This window comes from Allobosea sp. GW821-FHT03A12, assembly GCF_058986765.1.
Genome location: NZ_JBYSVZ010000002.1, coordinates 22,484 through 47,990, shown reverse-complemented (window position 1 = coordinate 47,990; position 25,507 = coordinate 22,484). Strand labels below are relative to the sequence as shown.

At 67.6% G+C, this 25,507-nt stretch carries 23 protein-coding genes; 9 read left to right on the top strand and 14 right to left on the bottom strand.

Annotation, left to right across the window (positions count from 1 at the left end; translation table 11 throughout):
• Positions 1-14: 14 nt before the first annotated feature.
• Positions 15-896 carry an AraC family transcriptional regulator gene (locus tag AC3WLC_RS06800; RefSeq protein WP_493683182.1) on the bottom strand — a complete coding sequence of 294 codons (882 nt, stop codon included), beginning with the start codon at positions 894-896 and terminating at the stop codon, positions 15-17.
• A gap of 182 nt (positions 897-1,078) precedes the next feature.
• On the opposite strand from AC3WLC_RS06800, the gene AC3WLC_RS06795 reads away from it, so the two are divergent.
• From AC3WLC_RS06795 to AC3WLC_RS06775, 5 genes are all read left to right on the top strand, one after another.
• Complete coding sequence (locus AC3WLC_RS06795; protein ID WP_493683181.1) at positions 1,079-2,701, top strand: ABC-F family ATP-binding cassette domain-containing protein; 1,623 nt, start codon at positions 1,079-1,081, stop codon at positions 2,699-2,701.
• 212 nt (positions 2,702-2,913) lie between these two features.
• On the top strand, positions 2,914-3,828 hold the full coding sequence (locus AC3WLC_RS06790; protein WP_493683180.1) for a hypothetical protein: 915 nt from the start codon (positions 2,914-2,916) through the stop codon (positions 3,826-3,828).
• A 32-nt stretch (positions 3,829-3,860) separates the two neighbouring features.
• Positions 3,861-4,163 carry a hypothetical protein gene (locus AC3WLC_RS06785; RefSeq protein WP_493683179.1) on the top strand — a complete coding sequence of 101 codons (303 nt, stop codon included), beginning with the start codon at positions 3,861-3,863 and terminating at the stop codon, positions 4,161-4,163.
• Positions 4,139-5,050 (top strand): hypothetical protein, encoded by a 912-nt coding sequence (locus AC3WLC_RS06780; protein ID WP_493683178.1) that lies wholly within the window; start codon positions 4,139-4,141, stop codon positions 5,048-5,050. The genes AC3WLC_RS06785 and AC3WLC_RS06780 overlap by 25 nt, the downstream gene beginning before the upstream one ends.
• A 161-nt stretch (positions 5,051-5,211) precedes the next feature.
• A complete protein-coding gene (locus AC3WLC_RS06775; protein ID WP_493683177.1) occupies positions 5,212-6,891 on the top strand; it encodes a mucoidy inhibitor MuiA family protein in 1,680 nt (559 codons plus the stop codon).
• 212 nt (positions 6,892-7,103) lie between these two features.
• Here AC3WLC_RS06775 and AC3WLC_RS06770 read toward each other — a convergent pair whose 3' ends face one another.
• The 3 genes from AC3WLC_RS06770 to AC3WLC_RS06760 form a co-directional block, all read right to left on the bottom strand.
• Positions 7,104-8,315, bottom strand: coding sequence for an amidohydrolase (locus tag AC3WLC_RS06770; protein ID WP_493683176.1), 1,212 nt, complete (start codon positions 8,313-8,315; stop codon positions 7,104-7,106).
• A gap of 185 nt (positions 8,316-8,500) precedes the next feature.
• The gene (locus tag AC3WLC_RS06765) at positions 8,501-9,079 is read right to left on the bottom strand and encodes a tyrosine phosphatase family protein (protein ID WP_493683175.1); all 579 of its coding nucleotides are present in this window, start codon (positions 9,077-9,079) and stop codon (positions 8,501-8,503) included.
• 87 nt (positions 9,080-9,166) lie between these two features.
• A complete protein-coding gene (locus AC3WLC_RS06760) occupies positions 9,167-9,733 on the bottom strand; it encodes a dihydrofolate reductase family protein (protein ID WP_493683174.1) in 567 nt (188 codons plus the stop codon).
• A gap of 290 nt (positions 9,734-10,023) precedes the next feature.
• Here AC3WLC_RS06760 and AC3WLC_RS06755 point away from each other — a divergent pair, with 290 nt between their 5' ends.
• Complete coding sequence (locus AC3WLC_RS06755; RefSeq protein ID WP_493683173.1) at positions 10,024-11,316, top strand: adenylosuccinate synthase; 1,293 nt, start codon at positions 10,024-10,026, stop codon at positions 11,314-11,316.
• A 31-nt stretch (positions 11,317-11,347) separates the two neighbouring features.
• The gene (locus AC3WLC_RS06750) at positions 11,348-12,571 is read left to right on the top strand and encodes a histidine kinase (protein WP_493683172.1); all 1,224 of its coding nucleotides are present in this window, start codon (positions 11,348-11,350) and stop codon (positions 12,569-12,571) included.
• A gap of 11 nt (positions 12,572-12,582) precedes the next feature.
• Here the strand turns inward: AC3WLC_RS06750 and AC3WLC_RS06745 are convergent, their stop codons facing one another.
• Positions 12,583-14,040, bottom strand: a complete 1,458-nt coding sequence (locus AC3WLC_RS06745; RefSeq protein WP_493683171.1) for a hypothetical protein — start codon at positions 14,038-14,040, stop codon at positions 12,583-12,585.
• Positions 14,041-14,111: 71 nt separating this feature from the next.
• Complete coding sequence (locus AC3WLC_RS06740; RefSeq protein ID WP_493683170.1) at positions 14,112-15,734, bottom strand: peptide chain release factor 3; 1,623 nt, start codon at positions 15,732-15,734, stop codon at positions 14,112-14,114.
• 181 nt (positions 15,735-15,915) lie between these two features.
• Between AC3WLC_RS06740 and AC3WLC_RS06735 the strand changes: the two genes are divergently transcribed.
• On the top strand, positions 15,916-17,598 hold the full coding sequence (locus AC3WLC_RS06735; RefSeq protein ID WP_493683169.1) for a methyl-accepting chemotaxis protein: 1,683 nt from the start codon (positions 15,916-15,918) through the stop codon (positions 17,596-17,598).
• A 213-nt stretch (positions 17,599-17,811) separates the two neighbouring features.
• Here AC3WLC_RS06735 and AC3WLC_RS06730 read toward each other — a convergent pair whose 3' ends face one another.
• The 4 genes from AC3WLC_RS06730 to AC3WLC_RS06715 form a co-directional block, all read right to left on the bottom strand.
• Positions 17,812-18,573 (bottom strand): ABC transporter permease, encoded by a 762-nt coding sequence (locus tag AC3WLC_RS06730; protein WP_493683168.1) that lies wholly within the window; start codon positions 18,571-18,573, stop codon positions 17,812-17,814.
• Positions 18,570-19,496 (bottom strand): ABC transporter ATP-binding protein, encoded by a 927-nt coding sequence (locus tag AC3WLC_RS06725; protein ID WP_493683167.1) that lies wholly within the window; start codon positions 19,494-19,496, stop codon positions 18,570-18,572. Before AC3WLC_RS06725 ends, AC3WLC_RS06730 begins: the two co-directional genes overlap by 4 nt.
• Positions 19,497-19,791: 295 nt before the next feature.
• A complete protein-coding gene (locus AC3WLC_RS06720) occupies positions 19,792-20,292 on the bottom strand; it encodes a hypothetical protein (protein ID WP_493683166.1) in 501 nt (166 codons plus the stop codon).
• Between the two features lie 112 nt (positions 20,293-20,404).
• Positions 20,405-21,031 (bottom strand): hypothetical protein, encoded by a 627-nt coding sequence (locus AC3WLC_RS06715; RefSeq protein WP_493683165.1) that lies wholly within the window; start codon positions 21,029-21,031, stop codon positions 20,405-20,407.
• A gap of 151 nt (positions 21,032-21,182) precedes the next feature.
• Between AC3WLC_RS06715 and AC3WLC_RS06710 the strand changes: the two genes are divergently transcribed.
• Positions 21,183-22,478, top strand: coding sequence for a DUF3422 family protein (locus AC3WLC_RS06710; protein ID WP_493683164.1), 1,296 nt, complete (start codon positions 21,183-21,185; stop codon positions 22,476-22,478).
• Here AC3WLC_RS06710 and AC3WLC_RS06705 read toward each other — a convergent pair.
• The 4 genes from AC3WLC_RS06705 to AC3WLC_RS06690 all read right to left on the bottom strand — a co-directional run bounded on the left by AC3WLC_RS06705 (position 22,475) and on the right by AC3WLC_RS06690 (position 25,503).
• The gene (locus AC3WLC_RS06705) at positions 22,475-23,032 is read right to left on the bottom strand and encodes a L,D-transpeptidase (protein ID WP_493683163.1); all 558 of its coding nucleotides are present in this window, start codon (positions 23,030-23,032) and stop codon (positions 22,475-22,477) included. The genes AC3WLC_RS06710 and AC3WLC_RS06705 overlap by 4 nt on opposite strands.
• 65 nt (positions 23,033-23,097) lie before the next feature.
• Positions 23,098-24,333, bottom strand: coding sequence for an FtsX-like permease family protein (locus AC3WLC_RS06700; RefSeq protein WP_493683162.1), 1,236 nt, complete (start codon positions 24,331-24,333; stop codon positions 23,098-23,100).
• Entirely contained in the window at positions 24,330-25,040 is a 711-nt protein-coding gene (locus tag AC3WLC_RS06695; protein WP_493683161.1) for an ABC transporter ATP-binding protein, read from the bottom strand. The genes AC3WLC_RS06700 and AC3WLC_RS06695 overlap by 4 nt, the downstream gene beginning before the upstream one ends.
• Positions 25,033-25,503 (bottom strand): hypothetical protein, encoded by a 471-nt coding sequence (locus AC3WLC_RS06690; RefSeq protein WP_493683160.1) that lies wholly within the window; start codon positions 25,501-25,503, stop codon positions 25,033-25,035. Before AC3WLC_RS06690 ends, AC3WLC_RS06695 begins: the two co-directional genes overlap by 8 nt.
• Positions 25,504-25,507 lie beyond the last annotated feature (4 nt).

Genomic DNA, 25,507 nt, shown 5'->3' with positions numbered 1-25,507 from the left:
GCTGTCGGAACAGGCTATTTCAGCGGCAGAAACAGCTCCGCCACCGCCACATGCTCCGGCACCTCCGGGAAGAGGCTGAGCCGCTGGCAATAGAGCGGGAAGTCGCGCGCTTCCTCGCCGCTGGCCGGAAGCCAGTCGCGGTAGAGATAGAGGGCGGCGGGCTCGAGATTGTGGGTATGCCCGACGATGCGCAGCACGGCGCAGCGCCCGCCGGGGATCTCGCCGGCCTTGACCTCTTCGCCATGCGCCTCGATCGGCTGGTCGGTCCCGACGCAGAGGTCGACGCTGTAATCGGCAGGCGAAGCCGGGCGCCGTTCGGACCGCCAGACATTGAAGGTCGGGTTCGTCCTGGGATGCAGGCCGGCGGCTTTGCGCCAGGCGATGAAGCGTTGGATGGTGGCGCCGAGCGTCGCGGGGTCGCCGCGATGCTCGAAGATCGCCACCGGCGTCGGCGGCACATCGCGGATCGTCAAGTCGTCAGGGCTGAAACTGGTCTGCATGAACTTGCTCCTTGCATCGTCGAGGGGCTCGAAGGCCGCAAGCCACGGTTCCCAGTCGGGGGATGTCCTGAACGATGAAGGCGATTGCCCGAGCCGTTGCCGAAAAGCGCGGGCGAAGGCATCCGGCGCATCGTAGCCGGCGTCCATCGCGATATCCGTGACGCTTTGGGCATCCCTGTAGGCCAGCCTGTACGAAGCGCGCTTCATGCGGGCGAGCTGGACATAGCGATGCACGGAGAGCCCGAAGGTCGCCGTGAACTGCCGGTGGAAATGATATTTCGAGTAGGCCGCGACGCTGCTCAACGCGTCGAGGTCGAGATCCTCATCGAGATGCCGGTCGATGTGATCCAGCACCCGCTGCATCCGGGCATGATAGTGTCGAAGCGTTGCCGTCATCGTTTCCTGATCCGTGGCAGCACCAGCTAGCCCCACGCAGACACGACGCGCTCGACCGATCTTGCGGTTTTCTCAGGGGTCACAGAACGGTGCCGGGCAGAGTTTACGGCCACCGGGCTTCCGCCCACGCCGCTAGCCCTGTAAGTGCGCGGCAACTCCAGTTTCTCAGCGTCCCGGACATCATGATTCGCCTCGAAAGCATCGGCAAGCAGAACGGCCAGCAGATCATCTTCATCGAGGCTTCGGCGGCGCTGCAGAAGGGCGAGAAGGTCGGCCTCGTCGGGCCCAACGGCGCCGGCAAGACCACCTTGTTCCGGCTGATCACCGGCGAGGACCTGCCGGACGAGGGCCAGGTCAGCGTCGATCGCGGCACCACCATCGGCTATTTCAGCCAGGATGTCGGCGACATGAAGGGCCGCAGCGCCGTCTCCGAGGTGATGGACGGCGCCGGCCCGGTCAGCGCTATCGCCGCCGAATTGAAGGAGCTCGAGGCGGCGCTGGGCGATCCTGACCGCGCCGACGAGATGGAAGAGTTGATCACCCGCTATGGCGAGGTTCAGGGCCGTTTCGAGGAGCTCGACGGCTACGCGCTCGACGGACGCGCCCGCGAAGTGCTCGACGGCCTCGGCTTCAGCCAGGAGATGATGGAGGGCGATGTCGGCGCGCTCTCCGGCGGCTGGAAGATGCGCGTCGCGCTCGCCCGCATCCTGCTGATGCGGCCCGATGCGATGCTGCTCGACGAGCCGAGCAACCATCTCGACATCGAGAGCCTGATCTGGCTGGAAAGCTTCCTCAAGGGCTATGACGGCGCCCTGCTGATGACCTCGCATGACCGCGAGTTCATGAACCGCATCGTCGGCAAGATCGTCGAGATCGATGGCGGTACGCTGACCAGCTATTCCGGCGACTACGAATTCTACCAACAGCAGCGTGCGCTCGCCGAAAAGCAGCAGCAGGCGCAGTTCGAGCGCCAGCAGGCCATGCTCGCCAAGGAGGTCGCCTTCATCGAGCGTTTCAAGGCGCGCGCCTCGCATGCGGCGCAGGTGCAGAGCCGGGTCAAGAAGCTCGACAAGATCGAGCGCGTCGAGCCGCCCAAGCGCCGCCAGACCGTACAGTTCGAATTCCAGCCGGCGCCGCGCTCGGGTGAGGATGTCGCCACCCTCAAGAATGTGCATGTCCGCTATGGCAGCAAGACGATCTATGACGGGCTCGATTTCCAGGTCCGCCGCAAGGAACGCTGGTGCGTGATGGGCGTCAACGGCGCCGGCAAGTCGACGCTGCTGAAGCTGATCGCCGGCACCTCGAAGCCCGATAGCGGCTCGGTCGCGGTCGGAACCAGCGTCAAGATGGGCTATTTCGCCCAGCACGCCATGGAGCTGCTCGACGGCGACGCCACCATCTTCGAGTCGCTGGAAGGCTCGTTCCCACAAGCCGGGCAAGGTTCGCTGCGCGCGCTCGCCGGCTGCTTCGGCTTCTCCGGCGACGATGTCGAGAAGCGCTGCCGCTTCCTCTCCGGCGGCGAGAAGGCCCGGTTGGTCATGGCGAAGATGCTCTACGACCCGCCGAATTTCCTGGTGCTCGACGAGCCGACCAACCACTTGGACATCGCCACCAAGGAGATGCTGATCACGGCACTGGCGCAATACGAGGGCACGATGCTGTTCGTCAGCCACGACCGCCATTTCCTGGCAGCGCTCTCCAATCGCGTGCTGGAGCTGACGCCCGAGGGCGTTCACCTTTATGGCGGCGGCTACACCGAATACGTCGCCAGCACCGGCCAGGAGGCGCCTGGCCTGCGCAGCTGAGGGCGGTGCGCCCCTGCGCAACCTGTCCTGGAGAGAGCCACGCCGACGTCGACAGATTGACTGCGGAAAGATGCGCCACACGCTGAATCGTGTTGGCGTCATCTCGTTGTCCGGGTCTATGCTCCAGTCTTCCAACGATGCGTTCTTTGCCTCGCGCAAGGACAGGCCGCCCACCCGGGCGGCCTCGACTTGCCTGCCGATGGAGATGGCAGATGGCCGGCGATCTCGATTTGCTGATCGGAACCTGGACGGTCCGGGTCAAGAGTTGGACCTGGCAATATGATTTTCGCGCCGGCGGCGTCGTGAGCTGGCGGGACCTCGGCAGCGCCGAACACGGCACCGGCAACTGGGCCGCCAGCTCCACGCTGGTCAACATGTGGTGGAAAGGCTCGTCGACCCGCGAGAGCTGGCAGAGGCCGTTGACGAACAGCAGCGACCACACCTGGTACGAGTCGTCCTATTATCGCGGCAAATACCGGATCGAGAAGAACGGCGCCGTTGCGCCGGCTCCCAGCCCAACGCCATCCGCACCGACCGAGGCGGATATTATCGAGACCGCCTGGAACGCGAGCCGCAGCTCGCTACGCTTTGCGCTGAGCCGGCTGAGACTGCTGGAGCGGCAGATCGACTTCCTCATCGACTCGCTGGGCGACCAGGCCGCCTTCGACATGCTGTGGGTGACCTATCGGCGCGACATAGCGGTCATCGCACGCCTGCTCATCGTACCCGCCAATCCGATGGATGACGCCTTCCGCGATGCGCTGGCGAAGTCCATCTCGATGCTCGACCAGAACCTTGCCTTGCCGAAAGCGCTCAACGCGGCGCATGCCGGCGGCAAATGCGCCGATCCCAGATCGGCCTTCGCCTGGACCACGCCGGGCCGCAAGCCGCCGGACACCGATCTGTGCAATCCCTGGTTCAGCGCCAATGCCGAGCTCAAGCGCGACGTCATCACCCATGAATACTTTCACACGATCGGCTGCGCCGACATCGAGGTGAACACGACAGCCGAAGCGTTCCGTAACGCCAACACCATGGCGCAGCTCGTCGCCTTCCTGCACGACCGGGCCCGGCAACAATATTCCGACGGCCACGGGCAGATGGTTCCGCCGCTGCCGACTCCCTGACAGGTCCATCGACTCCTGACGTAGCGAAAACGATGCTGATCACGGCTCCCGCGCAATACGAAGGCACCATGCTGTTCGTCAGCCACGGCCGCCATTTCCTGGCGGCGAAGCGAAGCGCCGGAGTGACGGCCTTGTTTGATCGAGAACGACACTATACTGTCGATCTCCAAAGCTCGCGCCGTGATCTTGTTGGCGCCAGCCTGTCGTGCAAGTCTATCCCCCATTTCTCCGATTATGCGTTCTTTACCTTTCGCAAGGACAGGCGGCCCCGTCCGGGCGGCCTCGACTTGCCCGCGGATGGGGATGGCAGATGGCAGGCGATCTCGATTTGCTGATCGGAACCTGGACCGTGCGGGTCAAGGGTTGGGTCTGGGAATATGATTTCCGGCGCGACGGCGGCGTAACCTGGCGCGATCTCGGCAGCATGGAAAGCGGCGTCGGCAACTGGGCCGCCACCTCCAAGCTGGTCAACATGTGGTGGAAGGGCTCGACCACCCGCGAGAGCTGGCAAAGACCGCTCACCACCGGCAACGACCATACCTGGTACGAGGCGCCCTATTATCGCGGCAAGTACCGGATCGAGAAGACCGGCTTCACCCCGCCCTCGCCAACCCCGCCATCGGGACCGACCGACGCGACGCTCATCGACGTCGCTTGGGATGCCAGCCGCGCCTCGCTGCGTTTCGCGCTGAACCGGATGCGGCTGCTGCAGCGTCAGATCAAATACTTCGAGGATTCAGGCGGCAGCGAGGACGCTTTCAACGAACTACGCCGGAATTATCGGCGCGACATCGCGGTGATCTCGCGCAAGCTGCTGGTGCCGCTGAACGCGATGGACCCGGCCTTCCGCAGCGCGCTGGCGAGCGCCATCAACCTGGTCGAACAGAACCTCGCCCTGCCGAAATCGCTCAATGCCGCACGCGCCGGCGGCAAATGCGTCGATCCCAGGCCGGCCTTCGCTTGGACGACACCCCGCCGTAAGCCACCGGACACCGACCTTTGCACGTCCTGGTTCACCTCGAACGCCGATCTGCAGCGCGACGTCGTGACCCACGAATATTTCCACACCGTCGGCCTTGGCGACATCAGCGTGAACAACACCACGGATGCGCTCGGCAACGCCAACACCATGGCACAGGTCGTCGCTTTCCTGCATGACCGCGCTCGGCAGAAGAACTCCGACGGCAACGAGCAGATGATTCCGGCGCTGCCGACGCCCTGACGTAGCGAAAACCGCGCTGATACCGGCAAGGCCCCGCCATCGTCGCCGGGCGGTGATGGCGCCTTCGCGGCGCTGTCCCGCGTTCCGGCCCAATTCTGCCCTCGCCGCGCCGAAATCCACCGGACAAATCGCGGCCGCTTGATTTGTCGGGGGATACCATGATGAAGACCGGACTGGCCGCAGCCTTGATTTTCGCGCCGAGCCTCGCCGGCGCCGCCGAGATCGAACTTGCCTCAAGGATCGACCGCGTCACCGTCTACCCCGACGGCGCGGTGGTGACCCGGCTCGGCAAGGCCTCGCTGCTCGAAGGCGTCTCGCAGATCGTGCTGCGTGGCCTGCCCGCCAGCGTCGACCCGGCTTCGATCCGGGTCGAGGCACAGGGCGATGGCGCCTTCTCGATCGGCGCGGTCGATGTCCGCCAGGTCCCGGGCGAGGCCCGCCCTGCCCTCGATCAGGTGCTCGAAGGCAAGATCCGCACGCTGCAAGGCGAGAAGGCCAAGCTCGCCGGCGAGGTCAGCGCGATCGAGGCCAAGCGCGCCACCATCGAGAATTTTGGCAAGATCGGCCCCGACAAGCTCGGCCCCGACGGCAAGGTCCTGCCGGTCGCCGACTGGCCGGCCGTGTTCGACGCGATCGGCACCGCTTTGGTCAAGGTCCAGGGCGAACTGCTCGCGCTGCGCAATCGCATCTCCGATCTCGATGCCGAGATCGCCGCGCTTGAGAAGGCGCGCCCGCTGGCGCCGCGCGCCAGCCAGCCCAAGCGCGATGTCGCCATCGCTGTCGAGGCCAAGGCGCCGGTCGCTGCCGACATCTCGGTCAGCTATCGCGTCGCCGGTGCGAGCTGGCTGCCGGTCTATGAGGCGCGGCTGACCACTGGCAGCAGCAATGCCGCCGAGATCGCCTTCACCCGCCGTGCCGAATTGCGCCAGCGCACCGGTGAGGACTGGAACGAGGTCGCAGTCGAGCTCTCGACCACGCGCTCGGCCCAGGGCACGCGCGCACCGGAGCTCAATCCGCTGCGCATCGCCTTCTACGAGCCGCCGGTGGTCTATGAGGAGCGGGCGCGTGCAATGAGGCTGGAAGCCGAGCGTTCCGCCAAGTCGCAGGCACTGTCGGCCGCTCCCGCGCCGATCGCCCCCGCGCCGGATATGGCCGCAGCCGCGCCGAAGCCGGCGGAGGGCCAGACTGCCAGCGTCAGCGCCGGCGCTTATCAGGCGAGCTTCAAGGTGCCGGGCCGGGTCACCGTCCCGCAGGACGGCTCCAGCAAGGCGGTGGTGCTGACACAAGGCAAGGTCAAGCCGGAGCTCTCGGCCCGCGCCACGCCCGAGCTCGAGGAGAAGGCCTATCTCGAGGCGACCTTCAACCATGAGGACGAGGCGCCGCTGCTCGCTGGCGAGGTCTATCTCCACCGCGACGGCGCCTATATCGGCAAGGGCCGGCTCGGGCAGGTCGCGCCGGGCGACAAGGTCGAGCTCGGCTTCGGCGCCGACGACCGCCTCAAGGTGACGCGCGTCCCAGTACGCCGGCGCGAGAATGATTCCGGCTGGCTCGGCTCGACGCGGACTGACCAGCGCGAGTTCAAGACGGTGATCAAGAGCCTGCACGCCCAGCCGGTGAAGCTGACCGTGACCGAGCGCATCCCCTTCTCGGAGAACAGCGCGATCACGATCGAATTGCTGTCGCAGAGCACGCCGCCGACCGAGAAGCAGGTCGGCGACAAGCGCGGCGTCTCGGCCTGGAGCTTCGAGCTCGCTCCGGGCGCCCAGAAGGAGATCCGCCTCGCCTACCGGATCAAATATCCCGGCGACCGCGAGGTCGTCTTCGACCAGACGCGGCGGTAGGACGTTGGCCCTTCAGGACTCCTCGCACCAGGCTGCTCGCCTTGGCTCCTCCCTTCCCCCTTGTGGGGAAGGGTATGGGGATGGGGGTGGTGCCGCCTGGTGACCGGCAGGGGAAAAAGGGCTGGCAGCAGCGGCAGCGCAATCGCGTTGAGCTGATCGTTCCAGCTTTGCCCCCCACCCCTGCCCCTCCCTACAAGGGGGACGGGTGCGCCCTACTCCGCCGCGATCGCCTGCCAGCCCTGGCCGAGCTCCTGCTCGACCAGGCCGACCCAGTAGCGCACGCCGGCCGGGATGATCTCGTCGTTGAAGTCGTAGAGCGGGGTGTGCAGCCCGGCGAAGGAGCCGTCCGCCGCCACGCCGTTGCCGATGCGCATGAAGGCGCCGGGGCAGACCAGCATCATCTCGGCGAAGTCCTCGCCGCCGGTGCCGCGCAGCATCTGGCCGTTGACATGCTCGGGCCCGACAGCGCCCGAGGCCGCGGCGACCGCGACACCAACCTGCTCGGCGGCATTGACCAGCGGGCTGGTGCCACGGTGGTAGTGCGGCTGCGCCTCGCAACCCCAGGCCTGTGCCGTCGCCAGCGCCAGCTCGCCGATGCGCCGCTCCACCAGATTGCGCACCTCCTGCGAATAAGTCCGCGCCGTGCCGCCGATGACAAGCTCCGACGGGATGACGTTCGAGGCGTTCTCGTCGCCGCCATGGATGTAGCCGACGCTGATCACGGCCGTGTCCAGCGGCGCGACATTGCGGCCGATGATGCCCTGTAGCCCAAGCACAAAATGCGCCTGCGCATAGGTGATGTCGGTCGAGCGATGCGGCTGCGAGCCGCCATGGCCGCCGACGCCGCGGAAGGTCACCCGCCAGGAATCCGCCGCCGCCAGGAAGGGGCCGACCGCCGTCCCGAAATGCGAGGCGGGCAGGCCGGGCGTATTGTGCAGCCCGTAGATCGCATCGCAGGGGAAGCGCTCGAACAGCCCGTCGGCCAGCATGGCGTTGGCGCCGCCGCGGCCTTCCTCGGCCGGCTGGAAGATCAGGTTGACGGTGCCGCCGAAATCCCGGTTCTCGGCGAGATAGCGCCCGGCAGCGAGCAGCATGGTGGTGTGGCCGTCATGGCCGCAGGCATGCATCCGGCCGGGGAATTTCGAGGCGTGCGGCAGCCCGGTCAGCTCCTCCAGCGCGAGGCAATCCATGTCGGCGCGCAAGCCGATGGCGCGCTGCCCCGGCTGGTTGCCGCGGATGACGCCGACGACGCCGGTCTGGCCGACGCCCTCGGTGACCTCGACGCCCCATTCGCGCAGCCTGTCGGCGACGAGTCTGGCCGTGCGGTGCTCCTCCAGCCCGAGCTCGGGATGGGCGTGGATGTCGCGGCGAAACGCCGTGAACTCGGCGTGATGTACGCCGAGCCAGTCGTCGAGCTTCGTCATGAATGTCATTCCCCAGCCTGCGGCGTTCTTGTGCAAGCATGGCTCATGCCATTGCCCGTCGCCGCCTCCTCCTTCTCATACGTCCGATCGCCGCCAACTCATTCTGCGAACACGGCGAAACCGCCATGCTTCCAGGGAGTGACGGCAAGTCGGAGGGGTCGTCAGCGGGAGGGTGGGGACAGCGCTCAGCCCGCCATCGCGACTTCGGCGCCGCGGCCGAGATCGGCCATCCACTGGCGATAGCGTGGCTGTGCCTCGAGCTGATGGGCATAGTGCCGACGCAGCGCATCGGTGAGCTTGCCGCCGCGCTTCAGCTGCGCGTCTGCAAAGCCGACCATCACCGAATTCGGCCAGGCCTGCGGCCGGATCGCGCGCAGGCGGGCGAACAGGGCATCCTCGCCCTCCTCGGGCTCCACCTGCGCCATCAGCGACAGCATTGCCGCGGTCGAGCGCGAGATGCCCATATGGCAGTGCACCAGCAGGTGTCCTTCCTGCCGCTTCAGCGCCGACTCGCGCAGCTTCGCGCCGAAATCGAGGATCTCAGCGACATGGGCGTCGGTCGGATGCACGCGGCCGTCCTGCGGCGTGATGATGTCGTGGAAGCGCAAAGTCGTGCGCTCATGCGCCTCATAGGCCACGAAGGATTGCAGCTCCGGCAGGTCGGGATCGAGCAGCGACAGCACATGGCTGACCTTGCGCGTGCTCTGCGCCGGCAGCTCCTCGATCCCGCAGACGGTGAGCGTCGAAATGGCGATGGGCAGCATCGGCGTCGATCCCTGATCCAGAAGGCGCCGGGTTAATCCTCCCCGGCCGCTGCCGCAACCGCGATCGCCGCAGAGCTGCCCTGCCCTTCAGGGCCTGACCTCGTAGCGCAGCCACTGGATGCCCTCGCCGAGGGTCGTCGCCGCGGCGAGCGTGAGGTTGCTGCGCACGCCGTCGCTGAAGAGCCGCCCACCGGCTCCGAGCACGACCGGATAGACCATGAGGTTGTAGGCATCGACCAGCCCGGCGCGCTGCAGTCCGTGGACGAGCTTCAGGCTGCCATAGACCAGGATGTCGCCGCCGGGCTGCTGCTTCAGCGCCGCGATGGCGGCGAGCGCATCCCCGGCCAGGATCGAGGTGCCCTGCCAGTCGGCTCTTGTCAGCGTCGTCGAGGCGACATGTTTCGGCAGCGCGTTGATCTGGTCGGCGAAGGGGCTGTCGCTCACATGCGGCCAGACTGCGGCGAAGGCGTCATAGGTCCGCCGGCCGAGCAGCAGTGAGTCGGCAGCGTCGAGCTCGACCTGCTTCAGCCGCTCGCCTTCGGGCCCGCGCGTGAACGGCCCGGTCCAGTCGCCGAGGCCGGAATTCTCCATGCCCACGGGGTCTTCGATGACGCCGTCGAGCGAGATGTACTGGGTGACGACGAGCTTGCGCATGCTGCTTCTCCTCCGATCCGCCGAGCAGCCCTGCGCTGCCCCTTCTGCCCTGTCGTCGAAGCAGGAGCAGCGGAATCGACAGTGCCTTCCGAAAATTCTTTCCCCGGCTTTGCGCCCGTCAGCCTTGACCTTGCCATTCTCTTGGACGAAGAGGGCTTGCAAGGACCTCACCCGAAACCCCGGCCTTGCGCCGGGGTTTTTATTCGTGCGGGCGCTTGCGTCGGCGTGCTTCCGATCAAGCGATGGGAATCCGCGCCGACCCTGTAAGTCAGCGAGAGGGAATCATCCCCATGGCGAACGTGGTCGTGGTCGGCGCCCAGTGGGGCGACGAGGGCAAGGGCAAGATCGTCGACTGGCTCTCGAGCCAGGCCGATGTGGTGGTGCGCTTCCAGGGCGGCCATAATGCCGGACACACGCTCGTCATCGACGGCACCGTCTACAAGCTCTCGCTGCTACCCTCCGGCATCGTGCGCCCGGGCAAGCTCTCGGTGATCGGCAACGGCGTCGTCGTCGATCCCTGGCACCTCGTCGAGGAGATCGCCAGGCTGCGTACCCAGGGCGTCGCGATCAGCCCCGAGAACCTGCGCATCGCCGACAATGCGACGTTGATCCTGCCGCTGCACCGCGAGCTCGACCATTTCCGCGAGACCTCGAACTCGGCGCTGAAGATCGGCACCACCAAGCGCGGCATCGGCCCGGCCTATGAGGACAAGGCCGGCCGCCGCGCCATCCGCGTCATCGACCTCAAGGACGAGACCGTCCTGAAGGCCAAGATCGAGCGCCTGCTCGCCCATCACAACGCGCTGCGCCGCGGCCTCGGCATCGCCGAGATCGACGGCGTCGAGCTGCTGAAGCAGCTGACCGAGATCGCCCCGCAGGTGCTGCCCTATGCCGATACGGTCTGGGCCCTGCTCGACGCCGAGCGCCGCGCCGGCAAGCGCATCCTGTTCGAGGGCGCGCAGGGCGCCCTGCTCGACGTCGATCACGGCACCTATCCCTTCGTGACCTCCTCCAACATCGTCGCCGGCCAGGCCGCGACCGGCTCCGGCCTCGGCCCTTCCGCCGTCGGCTATGTGCTGGGCATCGCCAAGGCCTACACCACCCGCGTCGGCGAGGGCCCGTTCCCGACCGAGCTCTTCGACGAGATCGGCGAGCTGATCGGCCAGAAGGGCAAGGAATTCGGCGTCGTCACCGGCCGCAAGCGCCGTTGCGGCTGGTTCGACGCCTGCCTGGTGCGCCAGACCGTCAAGACCTCCGGCATCGACGGCATCGCGCTGACCAAGCTCGACATCCTCGACGGCTTCAAGGAGATCAAGGTCTGCACCGGCTACAAGCTCGACGGGCAGGTGATCGAGCACCTGCCGGCCGGCCAGCGCGACCAGGCAAGGGTCGAGCCGATCTACGAGGTGATCGAGGGCTGGGAAGGCTCGACGGCGGGCGCCCGCTCCTGGGCCGAGCTGCCGGCGCAGGCGATCAAATATGTGCGTCGCATCGAGGAATTGATCGGCGCTTCCGTCTCGGTGCTGTCGACCAGCCCGGAGCGCGACGATACGATCCTGGTCCAGAACCCGTTCGAGGGTTGACGGGCCGGGCCAACGCGGACATGTGAGGCCAATGGCCGATTTCCACCCCATTCTGGCGCGTGCGATCGCCGGACTGACCGACAAGTCGCCGGAAGCGCGCCGCGCCGTCTACGACCGGGCGCGCACGGCGCTGCTCGCGCAGTTGCGCAGCCTCGACCCGCCGCTTTCCGAAGCCGACATCACCCGCGAGCGGCTCTCGCTCGACGAGGCGGTATCGCGCATCGAGGCGGAGATCGCGCTCGCCGAGGCGATCGAGCCGAGCCTCCCGCCTTTGCCTCTGGACGAGCCGCCGCCGGCGCCCGCGGCGGCGCCTGCGCGGCCGGAGCCGAAGCCGCGCCCGGCCATCGCGCAGGAGCCCCCGCGCTTCGATGAGCCGGCGAGCGCCCGTGACGAGGCCCAGCCCATCCGCCCGCGCGTCGCCCCGCCGCGCAAGCGCAGCGTCGATCCCGGCCATGTCCGCACCGCCATCGTCGGCGGCGGCGTCGCACTCGCTGTGGCGGTGATCGCCGGCGCGGCCTATTACGTCAACAAGATCGCCCCGCAGGATCAGCAGGTCCGCCCGCGCGTCGAGACGCAGGCTCCCCCCGCCCAGCAGGACCAGGCCGGCAAGATCAGCGAGCGCGCCGGCGGCGAGCCGACGCCGACGCCGAGCCAGCCCTCCGGCCAGCGTCCGAGCCAGCAGGCCGGTACGCAGCAGGGCAGCGATCTCACCGTCGCCCAGCGCGCCATCCTCTATATCGAGGTGCCGGAGAACCCGCAGCAGCCCCGCACCGTGCAGGGCCGCGTGCTCTGGCGGCTCGACAGCGACACCGCCGGTCCCGGCCGGCCGGTCGAGACGATCGTGCGCGCCACCATCGAGATCGCCGATGCCGGGCTTTCGCTCGACTTCACCATCCGGCGCAACACCGATCCCGCTTTCCCGGCCTCGCATATCATCGGCATGCGCTTCACCACCTCGGGCGAAGCCGCGAACGATGCGATCCGCGAGGTCGGCGTGCCGCAGTTCAAGCTCGAAGAGGGCGAGCGCGGCGCGCCGCTCTCGGCCATCGCCTCGGCGCTGGGCGAGAACCTGTTCGTGTCGGCCCTCTCGAACGTGCCAGTCGAGTCCGAGCGCAATCTCGACCTGCTGCGCAACCGCAACTGGATCGACCTGCCGGTGCGCTTCAATTCAGGCCGGCGCGGCATCATCACCTTCGAGAAGGGCGGCGCCGGCAGCCAGACGATCGGCGATGCGCTGAACCGCTGGCAGGGCTGAGGCGAGACGCCTCAGCCCTGCTTCGATGCCAGCTGCCGCATGACCTCGACCATGGCGGGGTCCTCGCCGGCGAGGTAGTCGGCGAAGCTCGGCGCGATGGTCACCTTCGGCCGGAGATCGCCTGCCGGCACGCCGTAGATGTAGTTCAGCAGGAAGCAGGTCGTGATCTGCGACAGGCTGCAGCCGTGTTCCCAATCATGGAAGGCGGTGGTGTAGCGCAGCGCGAGCTTCGCGTTCGGCAGCACGGTGCCCCCGCCCTCGCCCCAGAACCGCGAGCGGTCGCCCATCGCCTCTCCCACGATGATGGCGCGCTCTCCGGCGAAATGTTTCAGCCGCGCCGCCGTGCTGATCGCCGCGGAGAAGGTGTGTGCGCCGGTCAGGATGAAGAGCCTGCCGGACGCAGGCAACAGCTCCGGCAGCCGGCGCGTGAAATCGGCCGTCAACGTGTAATTGCCGCCGGGATTGAAACGCAGATCGACGATGGCATTGCGAATGGGTTTCTTCGCCGCGTCGTCGAGCATCCCGGACAGATAGGCGGATAAGCCGACCGGTCCCTGATCGCTCACACGGTTGATCTGGACATAGAGCAGGTCATCAGCCAGAAAATCGTGCCAGTAATTCGCGTCGAGATGCGTGAGATAGGCCGGCAAAACGACGCCGTCGAGCACATGTCGCCATCCGCTCGACCGGCCCGGCGGCCCCAGATTGTCGCTCGGCCACACAAAGCGATCGTGAGGTGGGCGAGTGGCCGCCTTGGCGACGAGCTCGACCGAACCAACCGCCCCATCCGCGAAACGCATCTCAAAGCTGCTGCCATCGGCCGTCGCGGCAAGGCCAGCCGCATGGAGCAACTCCGGCGAGATCAGGAGGTTCGGCACGAACTCCCGGGCGAGATTTGCCGGCCCTCCGACATAGGGACGCAGCGCCTCGACCAATGCAGCGATCGGGCGTCCGTTGACGCCGAGCACTTGCCCGCCGAGAAGACGCTGCCTGTCCTCGTCGGTCGCGATCACGAACAATCCGTCGGCAAACCAGCCGAGGCGGATCGGCACGGCGTTGAAGCCGCGATCGCCCGCAAGCCCGAGCACATTGGTATGGCCGTTATCGGCCAGGGCCACGGCCTTCGCCGCAGCCAGCGCCAGGCCTGCGCGATCGAGTTCGCCGGCGCGCAGCTCGGTCGCAGCGATGGCCTGATCGAACGCCGCACGGCTTTGCGCCGTGAAGCTGCGCTCGATCTCTGGCAGGCGCCGCAGATGGGCGAGGTCCTGCAGGTTCCTGTCGCGTTGTGAAGCAGCCGCGGGGACATCCGCCTTCGGATAAGGCTTCAGCGTCGGATAGAGGATGCTGCCGAGCGGAATTGCGACGAGCGCAAGCAGGACCGAGACGCCAACCAGGAACCTCAGAGCATGTCGGCGCCATGATCGCCGGGGAAGCTCACCATCTCGTCGCATGGCCTGACCGGTCTCCACCGAATGGCGCCACGCTTACCACCGATCCGGACAGATGGCGGCAGCACGGAAAGGCGCCACCGGCCAAAGCCTCAGCCCCCAGACACCTTCTGGTAGTCCTTCACATCGGAGAAGCTGATCTCCGGCGCGCGCTCGGCGTCGTATTTCAAGGTGAACTGCGACGAAGCCATGAAGACCGGGTCGCCGTCGAGATCGTCAGCCATCGAGGACGGCTTGGCGGCGGTGAATTTCTGCAGCGCGACCTTGTCTTCGCTCGAGATCCAGCGCGCGATCGCGAACTGGCAAGGCTCGAAATCGACGGGAAGCGAATACTCCGCCTCCATGCGCTCCTTGAGCACGTCGAGCTGCAGCGCGCCGACGACGCCGACGATGGCGGGGGCGCCGTCATGCGGCAGGAAGAGCTGGACCACGCCCTCCTCCGCCATCTGCTGCAGCGCCTCGCGCAGCTTCTTGGCCTTCATCGCGTCCTTGAGCTTGACACGGCGCAGGATTTCCGGGGCGAAGCTCGGCACGCCGCGGAAGACGATGTCCTCGCCCTCGGTCAGCGTGTCGCCGATGCGCAGGGAGCCGTGGTTCGGCAGACCGACGATGTCGCCGGCAAACGCCTCCTCGGCGATCGAGCGATCGCGGGCGAAGAAGAACTGCGGCGCATTGATCGGCATCGGCTTGCCGGTCCGGACGAGCTTGGCCTTCATCCCGCGCGAGAGCTTGCCCGAGCAGATCCGCATGAAGGCGATGCGGTCGCGATGGTTCGGATCCATGTTCGCCTGGATCTTGAAGACGAAGCCGGTCATCTTCGGCTCATCCGCCTCGATCGGCCGCTTGTCGGCCGCCTGCGCCCGCGGGCTCGGTGCCAGACGCCCGAGCGCGTCGATCAGGTCGCGCACGCCGTAATCGCGCAGCGCCGCGCCGAAATAGACCGGCGTCAGATGGCCCTCGCGGAAGGCTTCGAGATCGAAGGGCTTGCAGCCCTCGCGCGCCAGGAAGACCTCCTCGCGGAAGGTGTCGGCGGCGCCATGGGGCAGCAGCTCGTCGAACAGCTTGTCGTCTTCGCCGTCGACCTTCTGGCCGGCATCGCTCTCGTCGCCCTTCTGGTTGCGGCGCAGCGTATTGCTGGCGAGGTCGAGCGTGCCGACGAACTCGCGCCCGCGCCCGACCGGCCAGGTCATCGGCGCGACGTCGAGCGCCAGCGTCGTCTCGATCTCGTTGAGCAGATCGAAGGGATCGCGCGTCTCGCGGTCGACCTTGTTGATGAAGGTGACGATCGGGATGTCCCTGAGACGGCAGACCTCGAACAGCTTCTTGGTGCGCGCCTCGATGCCCTTGGCGGCGTCGATCACCATCACCGCGCTGTCGACTGCGGTCAGCGTGCGATAGGTATCTTCCGAGAAGTCCTCGTGCCCTGGCGTGTCGAGCAGGTTGAAGACGTGCCCGTCATATTCGAAGGTCATCACCGAGGTGACGACCGAGATGCCGCGCTGGCGCTCGATCTTCATCCAGTCGGAGGAGGTCTGGCGCCGGCCGGCCTTGGCACGGACTTCGCCGGCGAGCTGGATGGCGCCGCCGAAATAGAGCAGCTTCTCGGTCAGCGTGGTCTTGCCCGCGTCCGGGTGCGAGATGATGGCGAAGGTGCGCCGGCGCGCATGGGGCGCCGCGGCAGCCGCCGCGCTGTCGATGGTCGAAAGATCGGTCATGGCGTGGTCAAGACAGGATGCCGCCCCTCCTGTCAATCGGGATAGGGGCCATCGCGACATCGCGATCAGCGCAGGCCCGGGTGGCATTCCAACGCAAATTTAACCAAACCATGCTTCTGTGGGCGGTGGGTTCCCAGCTGCGCCCCCTGACAAAGCCGCGGCCTGCCGTTTCGCGACACAGATGGCCACGCTGCGCACCATCTCGAGCCAGATCCTCGCCGCGATATCGCTTCTCGTCATCGCCGCCGCGCTCGCCGTCGGCCTCGGCGTCCATAGCCTCGGCGAATATGCCAAGGTGACGAACGAGATGCAGTCCGCCGCACGCCGTTCGAGCCTCGCCGAACGGGTCAACGGCCTGGTGAACAGCGTGGTGATGGAGTCGCGCGGCATCTATATGAGCGCCGATGCCGCCCAGGCCGAGCGCTTTGCCCCGCTCCTGCTGCAGGGGCTCGCCGAGATCGAGATCCTGATGGATGAATGGCGGCCGCTGATCGACGATCAGGACCGCGCCGCCTTCACCGCCGTCGACAGCGGCGTCCGCGAATTCACCCGTTTCCGTCGCGAGATCGTCCGCCTCGGGCGCGCCGACGCGATCGCGGCCGCGCGCGAGCTCGGCAACAACGAAGCCAATCGCGACAATCGCAGGGGGCTGAACGAGGCGCTCAAGCGCATCGCGGGCAGTTATGACAGCCACAGCGCCGCACTCGACACCCGCCTCGAAACGATGCAGCGCGACAGCGCCGGCCTGCAGATCGGCGTCGGCGCCCTCGCCATCCTGACCGGCCTGGGCCTTGCCCTGTTCGTGGTGAACCGGCGCGTCGCGCGCCCCCTGCAGACGTTGGCGGCAACCATGCGTGGCCTCGCCGCGGCGGAAAAGGTCACGGCAGTGCCGCTGGTGCAGCGCCAGGACGAGGTCGGCGACATGGCCCGGGCTGTCGAGGTCTTCCGCGATCATGCCCAGGCCCGCGAGACGCTCGAAGCGGCGGCTGCACACACCGAAGCCGGGCGCACGGCGCGTCAGCAGCGGATCGCCGAGGTCGTCGCCGCCTTCGATGCCCGCCTCGCCGACGCCCTGGAGACGGTCGAGACCGGCGCCCACACGCTGGAGGGGGCGGCGCGGGCCGTGAGCGAGATCGCCAGCGCCCGCACCGTCCAGATCGACGGTGCGCAGAACGCCTCGCAGGACGCCTCCGACAAGGTCCAGCACGTCGCCGTCGCGGCCGAGGAACTGTCGAACTCGATCGCCGAGATCGCCGATCGTGTGACGCGTGCGAGCGCCATGGTCGGCAGCGCCGCACGCGACGCCCAAGGCGTCAGCCGGCGGGTCGACGGTCTCGCTCAGGCCTCCGAGCGCATCGTCAACGTCATCGACCTGATCCGCGACATCGCCGAGCAGACCAATCTGCTCGCCCTCAACGCGACGATCGAAGCCGCCCGCGCCGGCGAGAGCGGACGCGGCTTCGCCGTCGTCGCCGCCGAGGTCAAGACCCTGGCGAGCCGGACCGCCGAGGCGACGAACGGCATCGCCAGCCAGATTGAAGCCTTCCGCGGCGAGGCCAGGGACGCCGTCGCCGCGATCAGCGCGATCGCCGCGACGATCACCGACGTCTCGCAGCATACCGGCGCCATCGCCGCCGCCACCGAGCAGCAGAAGAGCACGACCTCGGAGATCGCCCGCAACGCCCAGGCGACGGCCGATGGTGCCGCCACCGCTGCCTTTGCGCTTGTGAGCCTTGCCGCAGCCTCCGGCGAGGCGACCGGCGCCGCCTCGGACACGCTGCGCACCGCCGAGAACCTCGCCCGCGAAGCGGAGGCGCTGCGCGGCGCCGTCGCGACCTTCTTCAGCCAGATCAAGGCGGCCTGAAGCGGCCGCAGGGCCTTGGTCCGTTCCTCTGGAACCACCCCGTCATTCCGGGGCGCTGCGCAGCAGCGAGCCCGGAACCCAGAACCGATGCCCGTATGCTGTGAAGGCTCGGAAACCGACGGGCTTTTCCGGATGAGGCATCGGTTCTGGGTTCCGGGCTCAGGCCTTTCGGCCTGCCCCGGAAAGACGCGCGGATTTCACCGCAAACGCGTCTCAGTTCTTCAGCCGGTAGCCCGTCTTGAAGATCCAGGCGATCACCGCGATGCAGGCGGCGAGGAAGACCAGCGTCATCGTCAGGCTGACCACGATGCCGACATCGGCCGTGCCGTTGAAGCTCCAGCGGAAGCCGCTGATCAGGTAGACGACTGGATTGACCAGCGTCACCGCCCGCCAGAACGGCGGCAGCATGTCGATCGAGTAGAACGAGCCGCCGAGGAAGGTCAGCGGCGTGATCACCAGGAGCGGGATCGCCTGCAGCTTCTCGAAGCCATCGGCCCAGACGCCGATGATGAAGCCGAACAGGCTGAAGGTCGCCGCCGTGAGGATCAGGAAGAGCAGCATCCAGACGGGGTGGGCGATCTTCAGCGGCACGAACAGGAAGGCGGTGGCGAGGATGAGCAGGCCGAGCAGGACCGATTTCGTCGCCGCCGCCGCGACATAGGCGAAGACGGCTTCCCACCACGCGACCGGCGCCGAGAGCAGCTCGAAGATCGTGCCGACGAATTTCGGGAAATAGATCGCGAAGGAGGCGTTGGCGATGCTCTGCGTCAGCAGCGAGAGCATGATCAGGCCGGGCACGATGAAGGCGCCATAGGGAACGCCGTCGATCGCCTGCATGTGCGAGCCGATCGCCGCGCCGAAGACGACGAAATAGAGCGAAGTCGAGATCACCGGCGAGAGCACGCTCTGCAAGGGCGTGCGCCAGGTGCGGGCCATCTCGAAGCGGTAGATCGCCTTGATTGCGTGCAGGTTCATGCGTTCGCCCTCAGAAGGCCGACGAAGATGTCCTCGAGCGAGGACTGGCTGGTGCGCAGGTCGCTGAAGCGGATGCCGGCCTCGGCCAGGTCCTTCATCAGTGCGGTGATGCCGGTGCGCTCGGCCTTGGTGTCGTAGGTGTAGACGAGCTCCTCGCCCTGCGCCTGCAGCGTCAGCCCGTAGCCGGACAGAGCCTCCGGGACCGCCACGAGCGGGGCCTGGAGATGCAGAGTGAGCTGCTTCTGGCCGAGCTTGCGCATCAGCTCGGCCTTGTCCTCGACCAGGATGATCTCGCCCTTGCTGATCACGCCGACCCGGTCGGCCATCTCCTCGGCCTCCTCAATGTAGTGCGTGGTCAGAATGATAGTGACGCCGTCGTCGCGCAGGCGCCGCACCAGCTTCCACATGTCCTGGCGCAGCTCGACGTCGACGCCAGCGGTCGGCTCGTCCAGGAAGAGGATCTGCGGCTCATGCGCCAGCGCCTTGGCGATCAGCACGCGCCGCTTCATGCCGCCGGACAGCGTCATGATCTTGCTGTCGCGCTTGTCCCAGAGCGAGAGGTCGCGCAGCACCTGCTCGACGATCGCCGGATTCTTCGGCTTGCCGAATAGGCCGCGGCTGAACGAGACCGTCGCCCAGACCGTCTCGAAGGCGTCGGTGGTCAATTCCTGCGGCACGAGGCCGATCTGGCTGCGCGCAGCGCGATAGTCGCGGATGATGTCGTGGCCGTCGGCGAGAACCGTGCCGGTGCTCGGCCGGACGATGCCGCAGACGATGCTGATCAGCGTGGTCTTGCCGGCGCCGTTCGGCCCGAGCAGGGCGAAGATCTCGCCACGCCTGATGTCGAGGTCGACGGTCTTCAGCGCCTGGAAGCCCGAAGCATAGGTCTTCGACAGGCCGGATATCTGGATGATTGGTTGCATGGGCGAACGCTATACTCGCAGCACGGCAAAGGGATGAAGCGGGATGGTGCCGTTTCGCCCTGCCGGCACGACATCCCGCGGAATAAGAATGGCCGGGCGAGCCCGGCCATAGCAAGTCCTTCTACCAGATCCTGTCAGCGCATGAAGAACCAGAGCAGGATGATGATCGGAATCGGAACGCCCACCAGCCACAGAATGATTGAACGCATCGACGCTAACCCCTTGATTGTCATCGGATGAAGATGACGGGACAACGTCGTGGGGCGGGCGGCGGTTCCGCCGACCCTGAGCGATCTTATTTGTAGGCGATGCTGTCGATGATCGCCGACATCGCCGCATCATGCGTCTTGTGGCCCTCGGGCGAGGCCCAATAGGTCATCATGATGATCTTGCCGCTCGCGACGTTCGGGTTGATCGCGATGTAGCGGATGATCGACTCACCGTCCTTGCTCTTGGCCTTGAGCTCGGTGAACGACCAGGCCTTGCCCTTGACCTCCTGTTTCACCGTGTCGGAGGCGCCGGTGATCGTCACGCCTTCCTTCTCGAAATAGACGTTGTGCTCCTTCTGCAGCGTGTCGAGCTCGGCGGGCGCAATCAGCTCGAACCAGAGATAGATCTCCTCGTCCGGCGTCCTGATCTCGACGCCGCGCTTGATCTTCGCGGTCGTCCAGGCGTCCGGCACGGTGACGACCGCGACCGGGTCGGCATCGGTGATCTGCAGCGCCCCGGCAAAAGCCGGCAGGCCGCTGAAACCAGCGAGCGCAAAGGCCAGCGCGCAGATGGTCTTCCGCAACATGAGTATTCTCCCCCGGGATCGGCCGGGTCCCGCGCCCCTGCGCGCACCGTGATCCGCCAAGCGCGAGGGTGTGCCACAGCCCGCGGCGATGACAAGGCGGGCAAGCCGCGATTCAGGCCGGTTCGGCGGCGCTCGGGTGCCAGAGAAGTTGATAGCCGTTCACAAGCGCGGCCAGAGACGTCGGCGGCGTGACGACGGCGACCTGACCGGACGGTCGCGGCCGGCTCACGACGTAACCGGAAGGCGACCAGAGCAGGGCCTCGTCGCCGCGCAGTGCCAGGAACTCGCCCTCGGACGTCACGATCATCGCGCCATCCGGAAGGCCCTCCGCCGCCAGCCGATGCAGGCGCTTGCGGCGGCCGTCCCGGCGCTCGCAATCGAGCCGTTCGTCGATCGCAGGAAAGAGCGGCAGGTCGGCAAGCCCGAGCCCTACGACCAGCGCGGCCCGATAGGCATGCGCGTCGGCTCGTCGGCATTCGACGCAAGGCCGGTGCCCGGCGGCGAGCGCCGTCACCTCGTCGCAAAAGAACAGCTCGGTGTAGTAGCGGCCCCAGACATCGCGTTGGCGCCCCTTGAAGGAGAGCACGCAGCAGATCCACTGCTTCGTCGCGTAGAGCCGCGTCGGCAGCGCCCTCGTCGCAGGATCATGGAACTTGCCGCCGCGATTGCCGAACAGCAGGCCCCGCGCCGGATCGGCGAAGAGCGAGCCATCGGGGCGGATGCGGTTGGGCAGCGGCATGAGACAAAGCCTGGACCAGGACGACGCCCGATCATGTCATCAGCCCGCGGCCCTTGCGACACCGTGCCCGACTCGCGAGCTGTCGCGCTTTCCGGCAAGGTCCTTGCGTGCGGGCAACGCCGAGAACAGGCGCACCGAGGGGCAGGACGGCATGGACGGGACTACCGAAAACGGCGCGCCGCCGCTGGCCGCGCACCCGTCGCGCGGCACCATCCTCGGCGAGATCCATGCCCGCCCCTTCGCGCCGCTCGCAACGCCGCAGCGCCTGCTGCACTTCGCTTTCATGACCGACCAGGCACAGGCGGCCGCCGATCGCGAGGGGCTTGCCCGCTTCTGCGCCGAGCGCGGCGTCACCGGCCCGGCCGAGGGTGCCAAGCATCATCGCACCAGGCTCGGCGAAACCAGCCTGCGCTGGGAGCAGCACAGCGAGTTCACCACCTATACCTGGGAGCTGCCTTCGCCCGGCTCGACGCCCTTCCTGCCGGCGACCACCGTCCTGCCGCACGGCATGCATGCGCTGCCGCAGCCGGGGCCGCATCTGGCGTCGATCGACCTGCATCTGCTGCCGGAACGGGCGGCACCCGAACTGGATACCATGTTCGATGCAGCCAGCCTCGCCGCCTCTCTGGTCGATGGCGAGGCCGCGATTGCCGCGACCGATTTCCGCGCCGGCGCCGATGGCTTCGTGCGCATCCTCGTGCTCGACCGAGCCCTGACGCCTGCCAAGACCGGAGCGCTGGTGCAGCGGCTGCTCGAGGTCGAGACCTATCGCGTGCTCGCCTTGCTCGGCCTGCCCGAGGCGCATCGCCTCGCCCCCTCCGTGCGCAGGACCGAGGAGGTGCTGGTCCGCATCGCCGGCACGATGATGCAGACCGACGGGCTCGCCGCCGACAACGCCCTGCTCGACGAGATGACCGCGATCGCCGCGACGATGGAGTCGGAAGCTGCCTCGTCGAACTACCGCTTCGGCGCCAGCAGGGCCTATGACAGCATCGTCCGCCAGCGCCTGGAAGCGATCGACGAGACCCCCTATGGCGGCTGGCCGACCATCGCCGCCTTCCTGTCGCGGCGGATGGCGCCGGCGATGCGCACCTGCCAGATGCTGCAGCAGCGCCAGCTCGACCTGTCGCGCCGGCTCGCCCGCGCCGCCAACCTGCTGCGCACCCGCGTCGACGTCGCGCTCGAACAACAGAACCGCGACCTGCTCTCGGCGATGAACGACCGCACCCGCCTGCAATTGCGCCTGCAGCAGACGGTCGAGGGGCTCTCGGTCGCGGCGATCGGCTACTATGTCGTCAGCCTGTTCGGCTATCTCGCCAAGGGCGCCAAGGATGCCGGCTTCCTGCCGGTCGATGTCGGCATCGCGACCGCACTGTTCGTGCCGGTCGCGATCCTCGGCGTCTGGCTGATGGTCCGGCGCATCCGGCACGGCCACCGCGACAGCTAGCGCTGCACGACCACCTTGGTGCCAGGCCGGACGCGATCATAGAGATCCGTCACGTCGCGATTGGTCATCCGGATGCAGCCGGAGGAGACCGCGGCGCCGATCGTGTCGGGCTCGTTCGAGCCGTGGATGCGGTAGAGGCTTGAGCCCAGATAGATCGCCCGCGCGCCGAGCGGATTCTCCATGCCGCCTTCCATGTAGCGCGGCAAATCGGGCCGGCGCTTCAGCATCGCCGCGGGCGGGCGCCAGTCCGGCCATTCGCGCTTGCGCGAGACGATCTTGGTGCCGGACCAGCTGAAGCCCTGCCGGCCGACGCCGACGCCATAACGGATCGCCTGCCCCTGCCCGAGCACGTAATACAGCCGCCTCTGGCTGGTCGAGACCACGACCGTGCCGGGCGCCTGCTTGCCGCTCCAGGGCACGACCTGGCGCGGCACCGGCTGTTCGCTGAAGATGTTGAGGAAATCCGCAACCCCGCGGCTGAGCGCGTTGGAATAGGCGTAGGCGGGTGCGCAGAAAGCGAGACTGGTGACGACAAGTACAATGGCGCGCAGCATGATCATCCCTGCAACGCCCCCCGCCGGGATTTAACCGGAAGAGGCAAAGCAGGGTCAACCCCGGATCACCCCCGCAGGCCGGCGGTGATCGAGCGGCGATAGGACAGCGCCGCCGGGATCAGCGCCGCGAGCGAGCCGAGCAGCAGGATCAGCCCGACCTGGGCGAACTCCGCCGACCCCAGCGCGAAGGAGAGCCGCAGGCCCGTCTGCGCCTCGAACAGGCCGGAGACCGCAAGCGTCGCGGCGGCGCCGAGGCCAAGGCCGGCGAGGCAGCCGGCCGCGACCAGCCCGGCCATGCCGAGCCAGACCACCAGCAGCACGTAAGCCGGCGGTGCGCCGAGGGCACGCAGCACAGCATAGCGCCGCCGGCGGAGGCCGGTCACCGCGACGAGCAGCAGGAAGATTGCCGCCAGGATAAGCACGGCGTTGAGCACGGATGCGACGCTCAGCACCTGCCCGACATCGCCGAGCGTGCGATAGAGCCCGACCAGCACCTCGGCCGGGAAGAACGCCATGGTACCGCCCTGGCGATAGCGCGCCCTGAGCGCATAGGCGTCGGCGACCGCCTTCGGCTTCACCACCAGTGCTGGCACGCCCGGAATGCGCTGGCCGTCGAAGGGCGGGCCGAGCGCCGCATCCTCGCCGGCATGGCCGTTGCCGAGCCCGTGCACCTCCCAGACGCTCTCGACCGGCACCAGGATCGCCCGGTCGAAGGGCGAGCCCAGCCGCGGCAGGCGGCCGACCGCGACATAGGCGTGGCCTTCATGGCGATGGCTCGCTTCCTCGGCATCCGCGACGCCGCGCCTCGGCCAATGCCCGGCGATGGCATGCGAGGGCTCGATCTTGTCACCCAGCCTGTAGGTGACATCGGCGCCGAGGACGGCCTCGCCCTCGCGCGCGAACAGGCGGCCCTCGCTTGGCTGCACGCGGCCCCAGCGGCCAGCGAAAACGAGCGTGGTGCCGATCACCGGGTGGCCACGGGCGATGTCGCCGAAGGCGAGCGGAGCAACCGCGGCGACGCGCGGATCGCGGGCGAGTTCGTTGAGCAGGCGCCCATCGACCAGCGGCAACGCCTCGGGCTGAAGGTAGATCGCCGACATCACGAGCTGCGTCTGGCTGCCGGGCGCGCCGATCAGCAGGTCGAAATCATCGGCGGCGCGGGCCGAGGCCTGGCGCAGTGCCCGCTCCTGCGCGCCGATGGACACGCCGATCGCCACCGCCAGCGCAACCAGCGTCACGATCGCCGCCGCCGTCCAGCGCAGCGCCCTAAGGTCGGCGATGACCATGGGCAAAGGATTCACGCCGCGGCCTTCAGAATCAGCGGCCCGTCGCCAATCACCGCGACCTGCTGCATCCGCGCCAGCAGCACAGGATCATGCGAGGCGCAGAGCAGCGTCGCGCCGATCTCGTGTGCGACCTCGACCAGCAGTGACCCGACCTCGGCCGCATGTGCGGGATCGAGGCTCGCGGTCGGCTCGTCGGCGAGAATCAGCGCCGGAGCGTTGAACAGCGCCCGCGCGATCGCGACGCGCTGCTGCTCGCCGCGCGAGAGCACGGCGGCGCGCCGACGCAGATCGGTCAGCCCCATGCGCTCGGCGAGTGTGGTGGCGCGCGCGACCTGGTCGCTCGTCTGCCGCCAATCCGAGAAACTCGCCGGCAAGGTGATGTTGGCGAGCACGTCGAGCTCGGGCACGAGATGGAAGTCCTGGAAGACGAAGCCGACCGTCTCGCGCCGCCAGCGGTCGCGCGCCGCCCCCGGCAGCGCTGAGACCACGACGTCACCCCAGCTGATGCTTCCAGCATCGGGCAGGAAGAACCCGGCGGCGAGATGCAGCAACGAAGTCTTGCCCGAGCCGGAGGGGCCGCGCAGGCCGATCAGCACGCCCGGCGGCACCATGAAATCGGGAATGTCGAGCACCCGGAAGGGCCGCCCGTCGCCATCGCGATGATCGACCTGGATGCCGGAAAAATGCAGCGGCTGCGCCACGCCCGCCGACCGCTTAGACACTGTGGAAGCCGGCATCGACGAGCCTGATCTGGCTGACGAAGCCGGTCTCGGCATCGGTCGAGGAGCCGATCTCGAGCCGGCCGCTGACCGCGACCTTCTGGCCGGCGCTGACCATCGGCGTCGCGGCGCGCATGAACACGACGACGATGTCGACCGGCCAGTCGGCATCCGACTGGCAGAACGGGCAGATGGCGAGCGGCTCTCGCGTCAGCACGAAGAAATGGCTTTCCGGCTTCAACGGCGGCGCCATGTAGCCGACCATCCTGACCGGCTTGCCGCGCAGCGAGGTCGCCCGGTCGGAGAACTGGAAGCCGAGCACGCCAAAGGACTTGTAGAGCCCGTCGAAGGTCAGCGTATCCGCTTCGGCGGCAAGCGTGGGCAGCGAGACGGGCAGCGCCGCGAGCCCCATGAGGAGCCCGCGGCGGGACAGCGTCGGGAGCAGGTGCGGCCGATGCGAGATCATGCGT